The organism is Haloterrigena turkmenica DSM 5511 (assembly GCF_000025325.1).
GTDB lineage: Archaea > Halobacteriota > Halobacteria > Halobacteriales > Natrialbaceae > Haloterrigena > Haloterrigena turkmenica.
In genome coordinates this window covers 380,399-394,396 of record NC_013744.1, presented here as the reverse complement: position 1 = coordinate 394,396, position 13,998 = coordinate 380,399, and the positions used below count along the sequence as shown (strand labels likewise).

The window sequence follows — 13,998 nt, the reverse complement described above, 5'->3', positions numbered from 1 at the left end:
GCAGACGAACCCAGCGAAGCGAACGCCGACTGAACAGTACCGCTTATAACAGTAGACAGTAGCACGCTTTCTTTATTCAGTGCTAGCTGTGAAACTCGCGTTCAGTGGAGAATCTGCAGGTATTACTCGGCGTCGAGAGAGGGTGCTATTTAAAACCCGGAGCCACTGACCGGGCTAACTCACAAGCACGTAGTGCTTAGTAGTGAGTATGGTGAACCAATCACTACCCTTCTTTCGACCGCTGATCGCGTTCTCCCTCGAACAGGAATGGGAACAAATACTGTCGAAATGGCTTGTTTTCCAGTGCGCTTCCATCGCTGGTGCGACGAAATCGGAGGTGTGGCCATGATCGGCGACGGGATTGGGATCGGAATCGTCGGCCTCGGCGGTATGGGCAATCTCCATGCTCGAAGCGTACAGGAACTCGGCGCTACTATCGTCGCTGGCGCAGACCTCGTCTCGGAACAGCGCAATCAATTCGCAGACAAGTTCGGTGCACGGACGTATGAGACCCACGAAGAACTCGTTACTGACGGGGCGGTCGACGCAGTCATCGTGACGACTCCCAACCGGTTTCACGAACCGATCGCCGTCACAGCCCTCGAGGCTGGCTGTCACGTTCTCGTCGAGAAACCGCTCGCACACACGCTGGAAAGTGCCGAACGGATCGCCGAGGCAGCGGCCCGGGAAGACGGCATCTGTATGGTCGGCTTTCACAATCGCCACGCCGCGTCGATGGCCATGTTCGACGAACAGCACGCGAGTGGCCGCTTTGGCGAGCTCACCCACGTTGAAGCCAATTACGTGCGCCGACGCGGCGTCCCCGGCCCCGGATCCTGGTTCACCAGTCCCGAACTCGCCGGCGGCGGAGCCCTGCTCGATATCGGGGTCCACGCGCTCGATCTCGCGCTCTACGCGCTGGACTTCCCTGAGGTCGTCGAAGTGAGCGGTGTCACACGAACTGCGTTCGGCACCAGCGAGGAGTACGCCGACCCCGAGGGCTTCGGCGACAACTGGGACGCCGAGAGCGAGACCTACGAGGTCGACGACTCCGTCAGCGCCTTTATCCGCTGTGCCGACGGTCAGACCATCTCGCTCGAGGCCGCCTGGGCGGCCAACCGTGAAGAGAGCATGGACTTCCGCATCCGCGGCACGCAGTCAGGGGCTCAGTTCACCATCGGCGATACGGATCTGCAAATTCTCGAAGCTGGAACGGCCGGTTGTGATCATTACGCTGACGTCAATCTGAACGGTGACTCCACTGTGACTGGCTACGGCGAGCAAGACGGACGGTTTCTCGAGGCGATCGCAACGGCAGGTGTCCCGGAGACGAACACGATTGAGGAGGCCTTGACCGTCCAGCGTGTGATCGACGCGATCTACCGCTCGAGCGAGTCGGATCGGACGATCCAGCTTACGGAGGCCTCGAACAAACAGATGGTACAACTCGACTGATTATAGTTGATTTTCCGGTGCTACGTGCATCTGTCGTTACCGAATCGGGCGATCTTATTCAGAGACCGTTCTAGATAAAGCATCTGTTCCACTATCTACTGCTAAACTGCGAGTTACACCGGTAGTTCGTTTGAGATAGTTTGTCGCCCCAGAGAGGGTTCGGGGGCTCGACTGACGCCCGCTACAGCAATCCATGTGAACAACTGATGTAGCGACAGCGTCGCCAGACGCGGAGACGACTCAATTCCGGGAGCGAGGTATCGTCAGATGACCACCCACAACGCGTGTCGGGTGCCGAATGTTCGGCACTCGCTCGCGATCAGACAGGATACACTGGCCGCTTCTGCTCGGACAGCTGTGAGGTCTGGTACGAACACTGACAGGCGGACGCTCGAGACGTGGCTCAGGAGGCTGCACCCTGATGTTCGAGCAGATCGACCACCGTGGCAAACGGTTTGCGCTCAGTGACGACGTCGTCGAGAACAAGAGAATCAACCGCTGCTATCGGGCAATCGCCCTCGAACGGCAGACTCAACGAGAACTCCGCGAACTCGAGCGTGCGGAAGCGGTCGCTGGTCCAGCCGGTTCGAATCCCGACGTCAAGGTGCTCGACCGATGACGCCAGATGGGCCTGATCCAAAGGACACTCCTGAGTTCGACCGAGCTCTCGGTGTCGACGGTCTGTAGAAGTTAATTTTGAATACCGCAACGGAGGTAGCTAAGTCACCGTACGTAGCGTGGCTGCTCATCAGAGATAGATCCCTATCCCCTCAAGAGTTTGTGTTCTCTTCACCACTTCTGCAGAAGGGCAACTGGCACTGTCTAGTTCTGCACCACCTCAATCGGCGTCTTTCCACCGAGAGCTTGGTGTGGTCTCTGACGGTTATAGTATGCACAAACTGTTCAAGCCACTCGCGGACGCTCGACCGACTGCCCACCCACGAGTTACGGAAGCGGTCGATCCGCATTTTGAGAGTATGAAACCACGTTTCGATCAGGTTTCGCTCGGTATAGTTAACCTGACCGTTCAATCCCAATCGAGAGAGGGCAGTCCGATGGCCAAATCGATCGACGAGAAACGTAGCCTCCGAAAGATCATGTTTCTCGTTGAGTTGATGCAGAAACGCAGCCGCCGGATCAGTGCCGTGCCGACCAAACAGCGAGACATCGAGAATCAACATTGTCTCGATGTCTATTGCAGCGTATAACCAAGACCATTCGCCATTGATTTTGACAGCAGTCTCGTCAACCGCGACCCTTGACGGCTTCGCCGTCGGCGGGTCGGAATTACTATCAGCCAACCGATGTACCCAACTCCAAACCGCCCCATGAGAGCGTTCAACGCTTAATTCAGCTAAAATAGTTGTTGTCTCCCGAAGCGAACAGCCAGTTTCGTGGAGGCGGACGGCGAACGCCCTGACGGGCGTCGCCGTCCGCTCGTTCTCCCACGATTCTTCTAAATCCGCCGCATAGCTCTCGCTGAGCAGGTCTGCGAGAATCTTTGGACAAGAAACTCAACGACCTGCTCACTTCTCAAACAGACTCAACTAAACCGTGCCTACGCAACCGTATAATAATATATCTTATATGGATACCGGTATAGGTTACAATATCCAAACTATTTATGTTCTAGTACGTATTATGAAACCATGTATGGTTAACAAACGCTCTTCACACCCCAGTGATTTATCATACAGAACGACAATGGGCTACCAAGAACAAAGCAAATGACAGCCATCACAACGGGCGACCATCGAGTTATCCGGGTCGCTTCCGGCGATCCAGACGGTGATCCCTCTCCGTCCACCGCTGGATTCGACGGTTCGATCGTCAACGTCGGCCCAACTGGAGTGCCCGCACTCGAACCGCTTATCGCAGTAACAGCCGCAGGCCGGACTGCGTTTTATATACGCTGTTCGACAGCCGATCTCGAGTCGATCACAGCGAGCGTCGAGAAAACTGGGGATATCGACGGTGCAGACCCAGATGCCGTCGTTTCGCACGCTCCGGATCGAAACCGACTGCCGACCGCACCGTTATCGGGACTGCGAACTGGCGATCGACGCGTGCTCGGGGCGTGCGGCTGGCGACGTCCGACGAGCGTCGCAGACCACAAGGCCGCCGGCGGATTCGCTCCGAGTGATGCGGAAACGGTATTGAATGTCGGCAGCTCCCTGAACGGTCGCGGGTGGGAAGATCTCTGTCAGGACGACTCTCTCGCCGAGACGTGGCGAACAGCCCGCGCGACAGATGGCGATCCGGTTGTCGTGGTGAACGGTCACGGATCACCCGCTGACACGCTTTTGCTTTCCAGCGCGCCGTTTGAGGTCCTTGACGGCGCGTCGGTTCTTGCGAACACCGTCGCCGCCGACCGAATCGTCGTCTACGCGTCGTCGGAGGACGATACTGCGGTCAAGACAGCTAGTTCAGCAGTCGACACCTACCCGGATCCCGCAGCCCCGATGGAGGTCGTCACCGGTCCCAAGGAGTACCGGGCAGCCGAGCCGACGATGGCGATCGAAGCCATAGAGGGGAACCACCGACTGGAAGCTCGCCTCCGACCTCCAGGACCAGAACGCCTGGGGCTCGACGGTCGGCCGACGCTCGTTCATACGCCGCGGACGCTTGCACACCTCGCCGTGGGCCTGCGCGAAGGCATTGAAGAACAAACGCGCGTGATGACCGTCCGCGGCGATGTCGACGCCGTTGCGACGGTGGAGCTCTCGGAGACACGTAAGCTGTCGGAACTAGTCAATACTGTCGGTGTTGATGGATCGTTCAAGGCCGCTTGCGTCGGCGGCCGATTCGGCGGGATCACCCGTGACCTTGATGTCGAGATTGGATTAGAAGCCCTCGATAACGCCGACCTCGGAACCGATGGAATCGTCGATGTCCTCTCTGACGCCCAGTGTCTGGTCGAGTTCGTCGGCCAGCGTGCGAGCTTCGCTGCCGAGGAGAACTGCGGCCGATGCGTGCCATGTCGGGAGGGAACGGCGCAGTTGACGTTGTTGCTCCGGAACGTCTACGACGGCGATTTCGACGCTCAAGCCATTGATGAACTGGGTCGTGTGATGGCTAGTTCAAGCATCTGCGCGTTCGGTGAGCGGGCAGGTCGACCCGCCCGGACCGCCATCGAAGCGTTCACATCGGAGTTCGAGGCGCACGCAGAGGGTCGCTGTCCCGCGGGAACCTGTCTCGAGCCACTGGAGGCCTAACCTATGAGTTCGGAAAACCCACAACAGATCGATGCACCGCCACTGACAGAGGAAATCGCGCCCGGAACGGCGACGGACCCCCCAGTTGGGAGTACCGACGTGGCAACCGTGACCGTCGACGGAACCACCATCGACGTGGCGGCCGGTGCAACGCTTCTAGATGCGATCGAAGCGGTCGAGACTGACGATTACGTCCCAGCATTATGTAGCTACGATCGCCACGAGATCGGCCCACGGAGTGAATGCCGAACTTGTATGGTCGAAACCGACGAACACGGCGTCGTACCGGCGTGTAGCTTCCCGGCCGAGGATGGCCTCACCGTTCAGACCGGCGCAGCCGACGCCGCCGAGGCTCGCGATGTCAACCTCGATCTTGTCCTCTCAGATCACAATCTTCGGTGTACGACCTGTGGTAAGAACGGACGGTGTGAACTGCAGGACGCTGCCATCGAACAAGACGTCGAAGAACCGCGGTACGGCGTCCGTGACGACCGCGACGACTACGAGCCGATCGACGACTCCTCGTCGTTCATCCAAATCGATCGCAACAAGTGCATCCTCTGTAACCGCTGTGTCGAAGCTTGCAACGATGTGCAGGTCGAAGGTGTCCTCCGGATGGAGGGTTCTGGACAAGACACCCGAATCGGGTTCCAGAGCGACGCAGAGACGATGGAGGAGTCAACCTGTGTCTCATGTGGACACTGCGTGACCGTCTGTCCGACTGGCTCACTCGTTGAGAAAGGGATCGAGAACGCAACGACGATCCCCCTCCCCGGCTTCACACAGAAGAACAGCGTTGGGAAGACCTACGAGAGCACTGGAACGTCAAAGGGACCGATGACGCCGAAGAAGCGCACCGAACACAGACTCGAGACCCCCACGACTGAAATGGTCGACTCTCCGACTGATGACGACACATTGAGCGATACATGGGACGACGCCCAGAGCGGAGGTGACTGGTTGTGAACGATGACCTCGACGGTGTCGCGGGATATATGCAGCAAGCTAAGGACCAGGCAATAGAGAACGTTGAACACGTCGCCGAGGGTGTCGCCGCCGAGACGCTTCCCGAAGGCAAACTGTTCGAGATCGCGCAGTCGATCGGTGACAAACGGCTGGAGGAACTGAACGTCGAAGACACCACCTGTGGCTACTGTGCGGTCGGCTGTCGGTTTGATCTCTACTCCGACGGCGAAGAAGTCCTCGCAGCGCGTCCGACCGACGAGGACGCACCCGTCAACGGTATCTCGACGTGCGTGAAAGGGAAGTTCAGCTACGACTTCGTCAACTCCGACGACCGGCTGACTGCGCCACTGGTCCGTGACGAATCCGGTGAGTTCCGCGAGGCGACGTGGGACGTAGCACTCTCGAGGGTCGCCGAAGGGCTCGGCAGTATCCGCGACGAACATGGCGGCGAAGCACTTTCGGTCATCGCCTCCTCGAAGGCGACAAACGAGGATAACTACCTGATGGGCAAGTTTGCTCGACAGGTTCTCGGCACCAATAGTGTCGACAACTGCAATCGCTTGTGTCACTCCTCGACGGTCGCTGGGCTGGCGAAAACCTACGGATATGGGGCAGCGTCAATCAGTACCGACGACTTCGAACTTGCCGACTGTATCCTTCTAACTGGGTCGAACACTACCGAGGCCCACCCCGTCCTTGCAACGCGGATCAAACAGAACGTGAGAGACGGCGGCGATCTGATCGTGTTCGATCCGCGGGAGGTCCAGATTGCCGAGTACGCAACGCAGTACACCCAAATCAAACCCGGATACGACGCCGTTTGGATCAACGGAATTACTCGTTACATCATCAACAATGACCTCTACGACGAGGAATTCGTTCAGGAACGGACCACTGGTTTCGAAGATGTCAAGGAGGCAGTCCAGAAGTTCACACCGGAGCGCGTTGAGGAGGTAACAGGTGCCCGCCCCGAGGCGATCGCTTCCGCCGCAGAGACGATAGCCGAGGCAAATCGGTGTATATTCGGGTGGACGCTCGGACTCACCGAACACTCACACGGCACCGAGAACGTGATGGCAATGGCAAACCTCGCAGCGATCACTGGCAATCTCGGAAAGCCCGGTGCGGGGGTCTCGCCGTTCCGGGGCCAGAACAACGTCCAAGGTGGGGGCGGCGATATGGGTCCACTCCCGGACAGTTTCCCGGGGTATCAGGACATTGCTGACGACGAGGTTCGTGCCAAGTTTGAGGACGCTTGGGACTGCGAAATCTCGCCAGAGTACGGCTACTATACCACCCAGATGTTCCTCGAAGCTGACGACGATCACGTCCGAGGAATGTATATTATCGGCGAGAACGCAGCGCTCTCAGAGCCCGGGGTGAACCATGCCGAGGACGTTCTCGAAAATCTCGACTTCCTCGTGGTTCAGGATCTCTTCATGACCGAGACTGCACGATACGCCGACGTCGTCCTCCCCGCTTGTTCGTTTGTCGAGAAGACGGGAACGTTTACGAACACGGACCGAACGGTCCAGAAGGTCAACAAAGTGATGGAACCAAAGGGCGAATCCCGGCCAGACTGGCAGATTCTCCAAGACCTCGCAAACCGGATGGGGCGCGAGTGGGACTACGACTCAGCGGCCGAGATTATGGACGAAGTTAATTCTCTCACACCACTGTATGGCGGTGTCACTCACGAGCGCGTCGAAGCTGAGGGCGGCCTTCAGTGGCCGTGCTGGGACGAAGACCATCCCGGTACAAAGCGTCTCTATACGGAAGAATTCGATACCGAGGACGGAATGGCAAACCTCCACGCTATCGGATACAGCGAACCTGCGGAGACGCCGGACAATGAGTACCCGTTCACGCTCACTACCGGCCGCGTCCTGTATCAGTATCACACCGGAACGATGACCCACCGCGAAGAGGGCATTATGCAGTACAACCCGAGTGACTTCGTCGAAATCAACCCTAAGACCGCTAACGAGTACGGAATCGAGAACGGTGATCCGGTTCGGATCGAATCCCGACGCGGCGAAACGACTGTCCCCGCACAGGTGACTGACCGCGTCGGCCCCGAGAACCTCTTCGTTCCGATCCACTTCGCCGAGAGTGCCGTGAACCGCCTCACCGACGAAGACCGCCTCGACCCGGCCGCATCGACGCCAGAATTTAAGGTTTCAGCCGTGAAGATCGCAGCTGTCGAGGACGATATCGACCGAACCGGAACGGAAGCGGTCGAGACAATGGGGGACGACTGAGATGGCAAAACCACAGTCGTCCTACCCCGAGTCAGCGACTAACGGAGCGCGGAAAGAACGTCCCGAGAGCAACGGCGAAGCGGCCGTTAAGGATGCCCTCGCAACCCACGGTGACGACATCGCCGCAGCGATCGAGCAAAGCGACGAACTCGCAGACGCGATCACAACCGCGATCCTCGTGATCGCAAGTGCCGACGACGAAGAGGTCGGCCACGTCACGGACTCGGCAGCTAACCTCGTCGCCGCCGCTGACGGCCTCTCGACCGACGGCGCAGCGGAGCTCGCAGACGAGTTAGGTAAGAACGCCGACACGCTTTCGGAGTCGCTCGACGTCATACTCACATTCCAGCGCGAGGGCCACCTTGAAGACCTCGTGACCGTCGCTTCCTCGGTCTCCGAATCGCTCTCGCCCGAAGAAATCGAGGAGCTGTCGACACTGCTCGAAGACAACGGGTCAGAACTCGTCGCCATCCTCGAGACTGTACTGGAACTCCAACGTGAGGGCCACCTCGACGACCTCGCCGAGACGGCAAAGACGCTCTCAGCGCTGGAGATTGACGAGGATGCTGCCCGCGGTATGAACGAGTTGTTCGGCGCGATCGGCGATGCCCAGCGGGACTCCGAGCCGATTGGCCCGATGGGAACGTTGTCGGCGCTGTTGAATCGGGACATTCGGTTCAGCCTCGGATACCTCATCAGCTTCCTGAAGGCCAAAGGACAGCGCATTAGGGACCGATCCTAAGCAGTGACCACCAACGACGACGATCTCGATCACTCGACAGTCTGTCCACTCTGTGCGGTCGGCTGTCGGCTGGGAGTCGGTGACAGATCGCGTGCTAACGGCGTTTCGGGTCCAATGAATCCGAACGGTCGGCTCTGCCGAAAGGGCATTAACGCACTTGACGTCGACACGGAAGATCGGCTTACGCAACCACTACTCCGAGATCGGGGAGAACTCCGGCCAGCGTCGTGGGGCGAAGCCTATGAACGGATCGTCGACGGGATCGAAGCTACGCTCGACCGGCATGGCCCCAACGCAATGGGGTTCTTCGGTGCGCCACACTGTACCAACGAAGAGAATTATCTCCTGCAAAAGCTGGCACGGATGCTTGGAACGAACAACATCGATAATCGGGCCCGTCTCTGTCACGAATCGACGACTCGGTGTCTCGAGACCCGTGTTGGATGGCCAGCATCAACGAATGGACTCGCTGAACTGAGCGACGCTGACGTAATTATAATCGCAGGGGCTAATCCCGCGAAACGGCAGCCAATCGCGTTCAATAGCTTCGTCCGGCCGGCGGTCAATAACGGTGCGACGCTCGTCCACATCGATCCGATCGGGAATGCAACGACTCGCCTCGCAGAGATTCATATAACTCCTCGTCCAGAAACCGATGCACTGGTGTTCGATCTGTTGAGTACTCAGCTCCTCGATGGAAATGATATCGACCGAGAGTTCATCCACGAGCGCACCCGACAGTTCGAACCGTTCGCAGCATCTATACGAGGACTTAATCCAACAGAAGCAATGTCAGCGGCAGGTGTCGACGAGACACAAATCGATCGCCTCGCAGAACTTGTCGCGACGGCTGACGGGGTCGCAGCGCTAGTCGGAACAGGTATTGAGGGCGACAACACAAATGCCCCCGAAGCGCTCCTCAACCTCCTCCTTCTCACTGGGAACATCGGACGCCCCGGTGCTGGATTGTACGTGCTCCGCGGCCTCGCGAACGAGCAGGGAGCGACTGATACCGGCTGTGTCCCAGATCGTCTGCCCGGTCACCAATCGGTGACTGCGACCGACGCTCGTGAACGGATCGCTAAGGAGTGGGGTATGATACCCCCATCCAACCATGGGAAGAATGCGCGGGAGATGCTTACGGCCTGCGGCAAGGAAATCCGCGCAGCGGTTGTCGTTGGCGAGAATCCGGCTATTTCGAAGTGCGATCCTGATTGGACTTGTGAGCGGCTCGATACACTCGACCATCTCGTTGTCCTCGACCTGTTTCTCAGCGAGACTGCAAGCAACGCGGACGTTGTGCTCCCAGCCGCTGCTGGATTCGAGAAACGGGGAACTATAACAAATCTCGAACGACGAGTCCAACGCTTTTCGCCAATGACACACCCTCCTAGTTCGGCCCGCTCAGATTTCGAAATCCTTCGTGATCTCGGGACACTGTTACTCCCCGATTCGAACGCCTTTGAATACCAAACGGTAGCCGACGTGTTCGATGAATTGACCCGTATCGCACCTACGTATGAAGGACTTTCCTTCGCCGAGCTTGGACTATCCGGTCGACAGTGGCCAGTCAACTCCGACTCGACACTGTACCGCGACAGTTTCGAGACGTCTGACGGACGGGCAGTTTTCAGTAACGACCAATCGAGATTCACCTTCGATTCCGCAAGTGGGCTCTCCTTGATCGCTGGCGGACGGGTCGGAGAGACACAAGGGGATGATAGCGAGGCTAAACGCCGACTCAGAATGCATCCAGAAGACGCCCAAGACCGAAATATTGGAGATCAGGATCTCGTTGTAATCTCGAATGAGGAACAGACTATCAAGGCCAGAGTCGAGTTGGACGAGAAGGTTCGGTGCACGACGGTATACTTGCCAGCCCGAGTTGCGGATCCCCTTCTGCGTCGTGGCACAAGCGCCATCATAGTTACGTCAGCTACCAAACGGAATCAAAACTAAGGCACGGTGCATAGTTGGAGTTGGACAGGCAGCTTGCAGACCTGCTCAGCGAGCATTATCCTAAACTCACTCTACGACCTGCTCGCATCTCAAACCGCGCTAACTAGACGGTACTGTCAGTTGCCGTCTGAGTTTCTCCTTCAGGTAGGTTCCACTACGGGTCAAGCCCAGTAGCATCCTCAGAGAGAATTATTACACCGAGGAGGGACGGCGGAGCGACCAGTCAGCGGCCTCGTTGGAGAAATGATGGCTCCAGACCGGACTGTCAGCAGTCGCTCTACTCGAGATGCATCGCAACAGTCGCAATCGACACCGTCGTGTCCTGAGTGCATGGCAAACTCGTTACAGTGGGCCGCGAAGCACGATATTGAGGCGTTGTACTCAGGCCTTCGAGTACTACGACCGCACTCGTCGGAGACTGAATTATCGGATACGCTCCCAGGAATCGTCTCTACTCGATAGGTGGCTCCTCGTGCGTGAAGACTATCTGTTATGGGCAGCAAATCCTCGCTCATGGAGTTCGATCTCGACAGCTTCAGTGCTCGCGACTGGGAACGCCCTACAGACGCCGATGCGGTCCGGTTCGCCATGGTCGGACTCGGGTGGTGGACGCGCGAGCACGCGATCCCTGCCGTCGAAAACGCGGACTATTGTGCGACGACGGTCCTGGTCAGTTCCAGTACGGAGAAGGCTGAGGAGGTCGCGGCTGACCTGGAGGGGATCGAGGGAACCCTCACTTACGACGAGTATGCCGACGGCGCGGCAACCGATGCCTACGACGCAGTGTACGTCTGCACGCCGAACGGACTCCACCGGGACCACGTCGAAGCCGCGGCCGCGCGCGATAAGGCGATCCTCTGCGAGAAGCCCCTGGAAGCGACTGTCGAGGACGCTCAGGCGCTCGTCGACGCCTGCCGGGAAGCTGATGTCCCGCTGATGGTCGCCTACCGGCTCCAGACCGAACCGGTGGCCCGCCGCGCCCGAGAACTGATCCGGGACGGCGCAATCGGCGATGTCGTCTCGATACTCGGGCACATGTCGGACACGATCCTCGACGCCGCCGACGAGACGAGCTGGCGGTTCGACCCCGACCTCGCCGGCGGGACGACGCTCAACGACATCGGGATCTACCCGCTGAACACGATCCGGTTCATCCTGGAGGAAGATCCCCAAGCGGTGTACGCTCGGACGGAGTCCGAACAGCCCGCCTACGAGGGAACCGACGAGCACGCAGCGTTCCAGCTAGAGTTCCCCGACGGCAAGCTCGCCTCGTGTACAGTCACGCACAGCGCGACAGTGACCTCGAGCCTCCGGTTCGTCGGCACCGAAGGTGAACTGAGCATCGAGGGGCTCTTCTTCCCGAACACCCAGAAAGTGCTCCGGGTATCCGGAACGGACATCGAGAGCGAGTATCAGCCGGAGCCGGTCGACCAGATGCGCGAGGAGTTCGACTACTTCGCTAACCGCCTCCAGCGTGGTCTCGACCCCGAACCCGACGGCGAACACGGTATGGTCGACATGCGCGTCATCCGTGCCCTCTACGAATCCGCTGAGAGGGGACAGCGCGTCAAACTCGACCTGTGAACGAGATAGAAAAGTAGTAACGGCCGACCACGTATATATCTGTACTGACCGATTCGGGAATGCCGAACACGAATAATGTGAACCGTTTTCTGGTACTCACAGCGGAAGTTGTTTTTCGGGGGGTGAAACGACTGAGCCCCGCTGTAGGCTCCTGATTTGATGACCCCAAAAGGAACTTCCATTCAACGATTGCGAGTTGGCCCTCGACGCGGTTCTCGGGACGCGCACATTCGAAGACGTCCTATTCACCGACGAGACAGACACGCCGGTGAACGTGCTCACCGGTGAGACCCCGGCGCATTCGCAAGCGACCGTCGAGGAGGCGCGTGCGTTCGCAGTCAGTATCGACACCGACACGTCCAGATAGCGCTTCCGGCCCCAGTCGAGGCGCGGATCGAAACGCAGAGCAAACCCTACATCGCAGCAGCGTTCTTCCACTTCAAGGCGACCGGCTCGCTCGAACCGTATCGGGCCTACCACGCGGCCTACGACTCAGAGGCATTTGCCATTGAGTTTGACACCGACTACGAGTCCGGCGATCTGACCATCACTCTCGAACGCGCGGACGGCCCCCACTACAACTCGAAACGACAGGCGTTGATCGACGAGTACGACGAGAAGACAGTATCCCGGTGGCTCGAGGATGGGGGTGACAGGACGAAAACCGAAATCCTCGACGCACTACTCCGTAAAAAGGAGGTCCCGCCACCTGCGCTTACGAAAAACGGTGGCCGTCGTGTGATGAAAACGCTCTGCAACGAGGCGAACATCGAAATCGACGGCGAGTACCTGAAACCGCACGGTGGCCGGCGTAGACTCGGCCACGAACTGTACGCCAGTGGGAAGCCAGAGTACGCCCAGCAGGCCCTTCGGCACCAGTCAATCGAAACGACCCACGAAGCCTACAGCGATATCAAAAACGAGGACGTCGCAAACGTCATCGACGACGTCGTAGGCAGCGACTGATCTGGCCTACGGATTACTTATCGATACATTCGATTCTCAAATAATTGAACACTAACCTGTGGCCGATATTGAACTCGACCTTGAGGACGACCTGATTGCGGTCGAGGACTACGAACAACAGCAACGACTCGTGGCTTCGAAAAACGGCGACACATGGCGCGTATAGTGAGAGACAGGTATAGATCCCTACTGCTAAGTTCAGAAGAGAGCGTTACCAGCAAGGCTATCAATCTATATGCTAACTGCCAAGAATCACGTACTGAATACAGAGGATGCATTCAGCATGGGCAGTCAGATCGAATACGCCAACTACGTCGGCCGAATCTGGCCGCTGGGCGGCCTAACCAGGGCGGTTGTTAGCTCTGTGATCCAGGCCTATCTGAACTCGGTGATTGGGCTCAGAGCAAGCCCTCAGGGAGTTTGTCGGGGTTGTCGCGCATCAACTGAAGTAGTGGCCGAATCTCCTCGAACTGGGATCCTTCTCGCACCTCGTGCACTTCCCGGTCCCACATGATGAAGCTCGCCTTTTCGAGCTTGGGTAGGTGCACGTGCACCATCTCGGTCTTGAGCCCCTTCAGATCCTCATTTTCGATGTGGATATCGGAGGGAATCTGTATATCATCGTCCTCCTGTGGATTGTGCTCCAGTAAGGCGAATAGAAGTCTACGACGGTACTTGTTTGCCAAAATGTCTAGTACGGTATCCATTGATGTCTGAGTTGCACTCTTGGTCCCATCCAAGATCATCACTCCAGAAGAAGAACGAGACGAAGGAAAGCCTGATTTCGAACTTTTCTCACTGTCGCGGACATCTATACGTATTATCTAGACCGATGATAGTGGTTTTCTTC

At 58.0% G+C, this 13,998-nt stretch carries 10 protein-coding genes and 2 pseudogenes; 10 read left to right on the top strand and 2 right to left on the bottom strand.

All coding sequences use genetic code 11. The features are described from left to right. Positions 1 to 345: 345 nt before the first annotated feature. Positions 346 to 1,455, top strand: a complete 1,110-nt coding sequence (locus HTUR_RS20235; protein WP_012945195.1) for a Gfo/Idh/MocA family protein — start codon at positions 346 to 348, stop codon at positions 1,453 to 1,455. Between the two features lie 421 nt (positions 1,456 to 1,876). Continuing rightward, a complete protein-coding gene (locus HTUR_RS20230; RefSeq protein ID WP_012945194.1) occupies positions 1,877 to 2,074 on the top strand; it encodes a hypothetical protein in 198 nt (65 codons plus the stop codon). A gap of 203 nt (positions 2,075 to 2,277) precedes the next feature. Here the strand turns inward: HTUR_RS20230 and HTUR_RS25795 are convergent. Next, positions 2,278 to 2,954: pseudogene (locus HTUR_RS25795) on the bottom strand (IS6 family transposase). Positions 2,955 to 3,521: 567 nt separating this feature from the next. Between HTUR_RS25795 and HTUR_RS20220 the strand changes: the two are divergent. From HTUR_RS20220 to HTUR_RS25780, 8 genes and pseudogenes are all read left to right on the top strand, one after another. Then, on the top strand, positions 3,522 to 4,670 hold the full coding sequence (locus HTUR_RS20220) for an NADH-ubiquinone oxidoreductase-F iron-sulfur binding region domain-containing protein (protein WP_187291493.1): 1,149 nt from the start codon (positions 3,522 to 3,524) through the stop codon (positions 4,668 to 4,670). Between the two features lie 3 nt (positions 4,671 to 4,673). Then, positions 4,674 to 5,636, top strand: a complete 963-nt coding sequence (locus tag HTUR_RS20215; protein WP_012945191.1) for a 2Fe-2S iron-sulfur cluster-binding protein — start codon at positions 4,674 to 4,676, stop codon at positions 5,634 to 5,636. Positions 5,637 to 5,665: 29 nt separating this feature from the next. Continuing rightward, positions 5,666 to 7,897 (top strand): formate dehydrogenase subunit alpha, encoded by a 2,232-nt coding sequence (fdhF, locus tag HTUR_RS20210; protein ID WP_049942017.1) that lies wholly within the window; start codon positions 5,666 to 5,668, stop codon positions 7,895 to 7,897. Between the two features lies 1 nt (position 7,898). Further along, positions 7,899 to 8,639, top strand: coding sequence for a DUF1641 domain-containing protein (locus tag HTUR_RS20205; RefSeq protein WP_012945189.1), 741 nt, complete (start codon positions 7,899 to 7,901; stop codon positions 8,637 to 8,639). 114 nt (positions 8,640 to 8,753) lie between these two features. Then, complete coding sequence (locus HTUR_RS25790; protein ID WP_226377520.1) at positions 8,754 to 10,598, top strand: molybdopterin oxidoreductase family protein; 1,845 nt, start codon at positions 8,754 to 8,756, stop codon at positions 10,596 to 10,598. Positions 10,599 to 11,111: 513 nt separating this feature from the next. Then, positions 11,112 to 12,182 carry a D-xylose 1-dehydrogenase Gfo6 gene (gene gfo6 / locus HTUR_RS20190; RefSeq protein ID WP_148225425.1) on the top strand — a complete coding sequence of 357 codons (1,071 nt, stop codon included), beginning with the start codon at positions 11,112 to 11,114 and terminating at the stop codon, positions 12,180 to 12,182. A 196-nt stretch (positions 12,183 to 12,378) separates the two neighbouring features. Then, positions 12,379 to 12,749: pseudogene (locus HTUR_RS27585) on the top strand (hypothetical protein); the annotation flags it as partial. Positions 12,750 to 12,779: 30 nt separating this feature from the next. Then, positions 12,780 to 13,148: a tyrosine-type recombinase/integrase gene (locus HTUR_RS25780; RefSeq protein ID WP_187291507.1), complete on the top strand. Its 369-nt coding sequence runs from the start codon at positions 12,780 to 12,782 to the stop codon at positions 13,146 to 13,148. Between the two features lie 398 nt (positions 13,149 to 13,546). Here the strand turns inward: HTUR_RS25780 and HTUR_RS20180 are convergent, their stop codons facing one another. Next, on the bottom strand, positions 13,547 to 13,894 hold the full coding sequence (locus tag HTUR_RS20180) for a hypothetical protein (RefSeq protein ID WP_012945186.1): 348 nt from the start codon (positions 13,892 to 13,894) through the stop codon (positions 13,547 to 13,549). Positions 13,895 to 13,998 lie beyond the last annotated feature (104 nt).

Excerpts from the sequence above, each read along its gene's own strand:
- HTUR_RS20235 (WP_012945195.1), top strand. The coding sequence starts at position 346 with ATGATCGGCGACGGGATTGGGATCGGAATCGTCGGCCTCGGCGGTATG.
- HTUR_RS20230 (WP_012945194.1), top strand. The coding sequence starts at position 1,877 with ATGTTCGAGCAGATCGACCACCGTGGCAAACGGTTTGCGCTCAGTGAC.
- HTUR_RS20215 (WP_012945191.1), top strand. The coding sequence starts at position 4,674 with ATGAGTTCGGAAAACCCACAACAGATCGATGCACCGCCACTGACAGAG.
- fdhF (WP_049942017.1), top strand. The coding sequence starts at position 5,666 with ATGCAGCAAGCTAAGGACCAGGCAATAGAGAACGTTGAACACGTCGCC.
- HTUR_RS20205 (WP_012945189.1), top strand. The coding sequence starts at position 7,899 with ATGGCAAAACCACAGTCGTCCTACCCCGAGTCAGCGACTAACGGAGCG.
- HTUR_RS25790 (WP_226377520.1), top strand. The coding sequence starts at position 8,754 with ATGAATCCGAACGGTCGGCTCTGCCGAAAGGGCATTAACGCACTTGAC.
- gfo6 (WP_148225425.1), top strand. The coding sequence starts at position 11,112 with ATGGAGTTCGATCTCGACAGCTTCAGTGCTCGCGACTGGGAACGCCCT.
- HTUR_RS20180 (WP_012945186.1), bottom strand. The coding sequence starts at position 13,894 with ATGATCTTGGATGGGACCAAGAGTGCAACTCAGACATCAATGGATACC.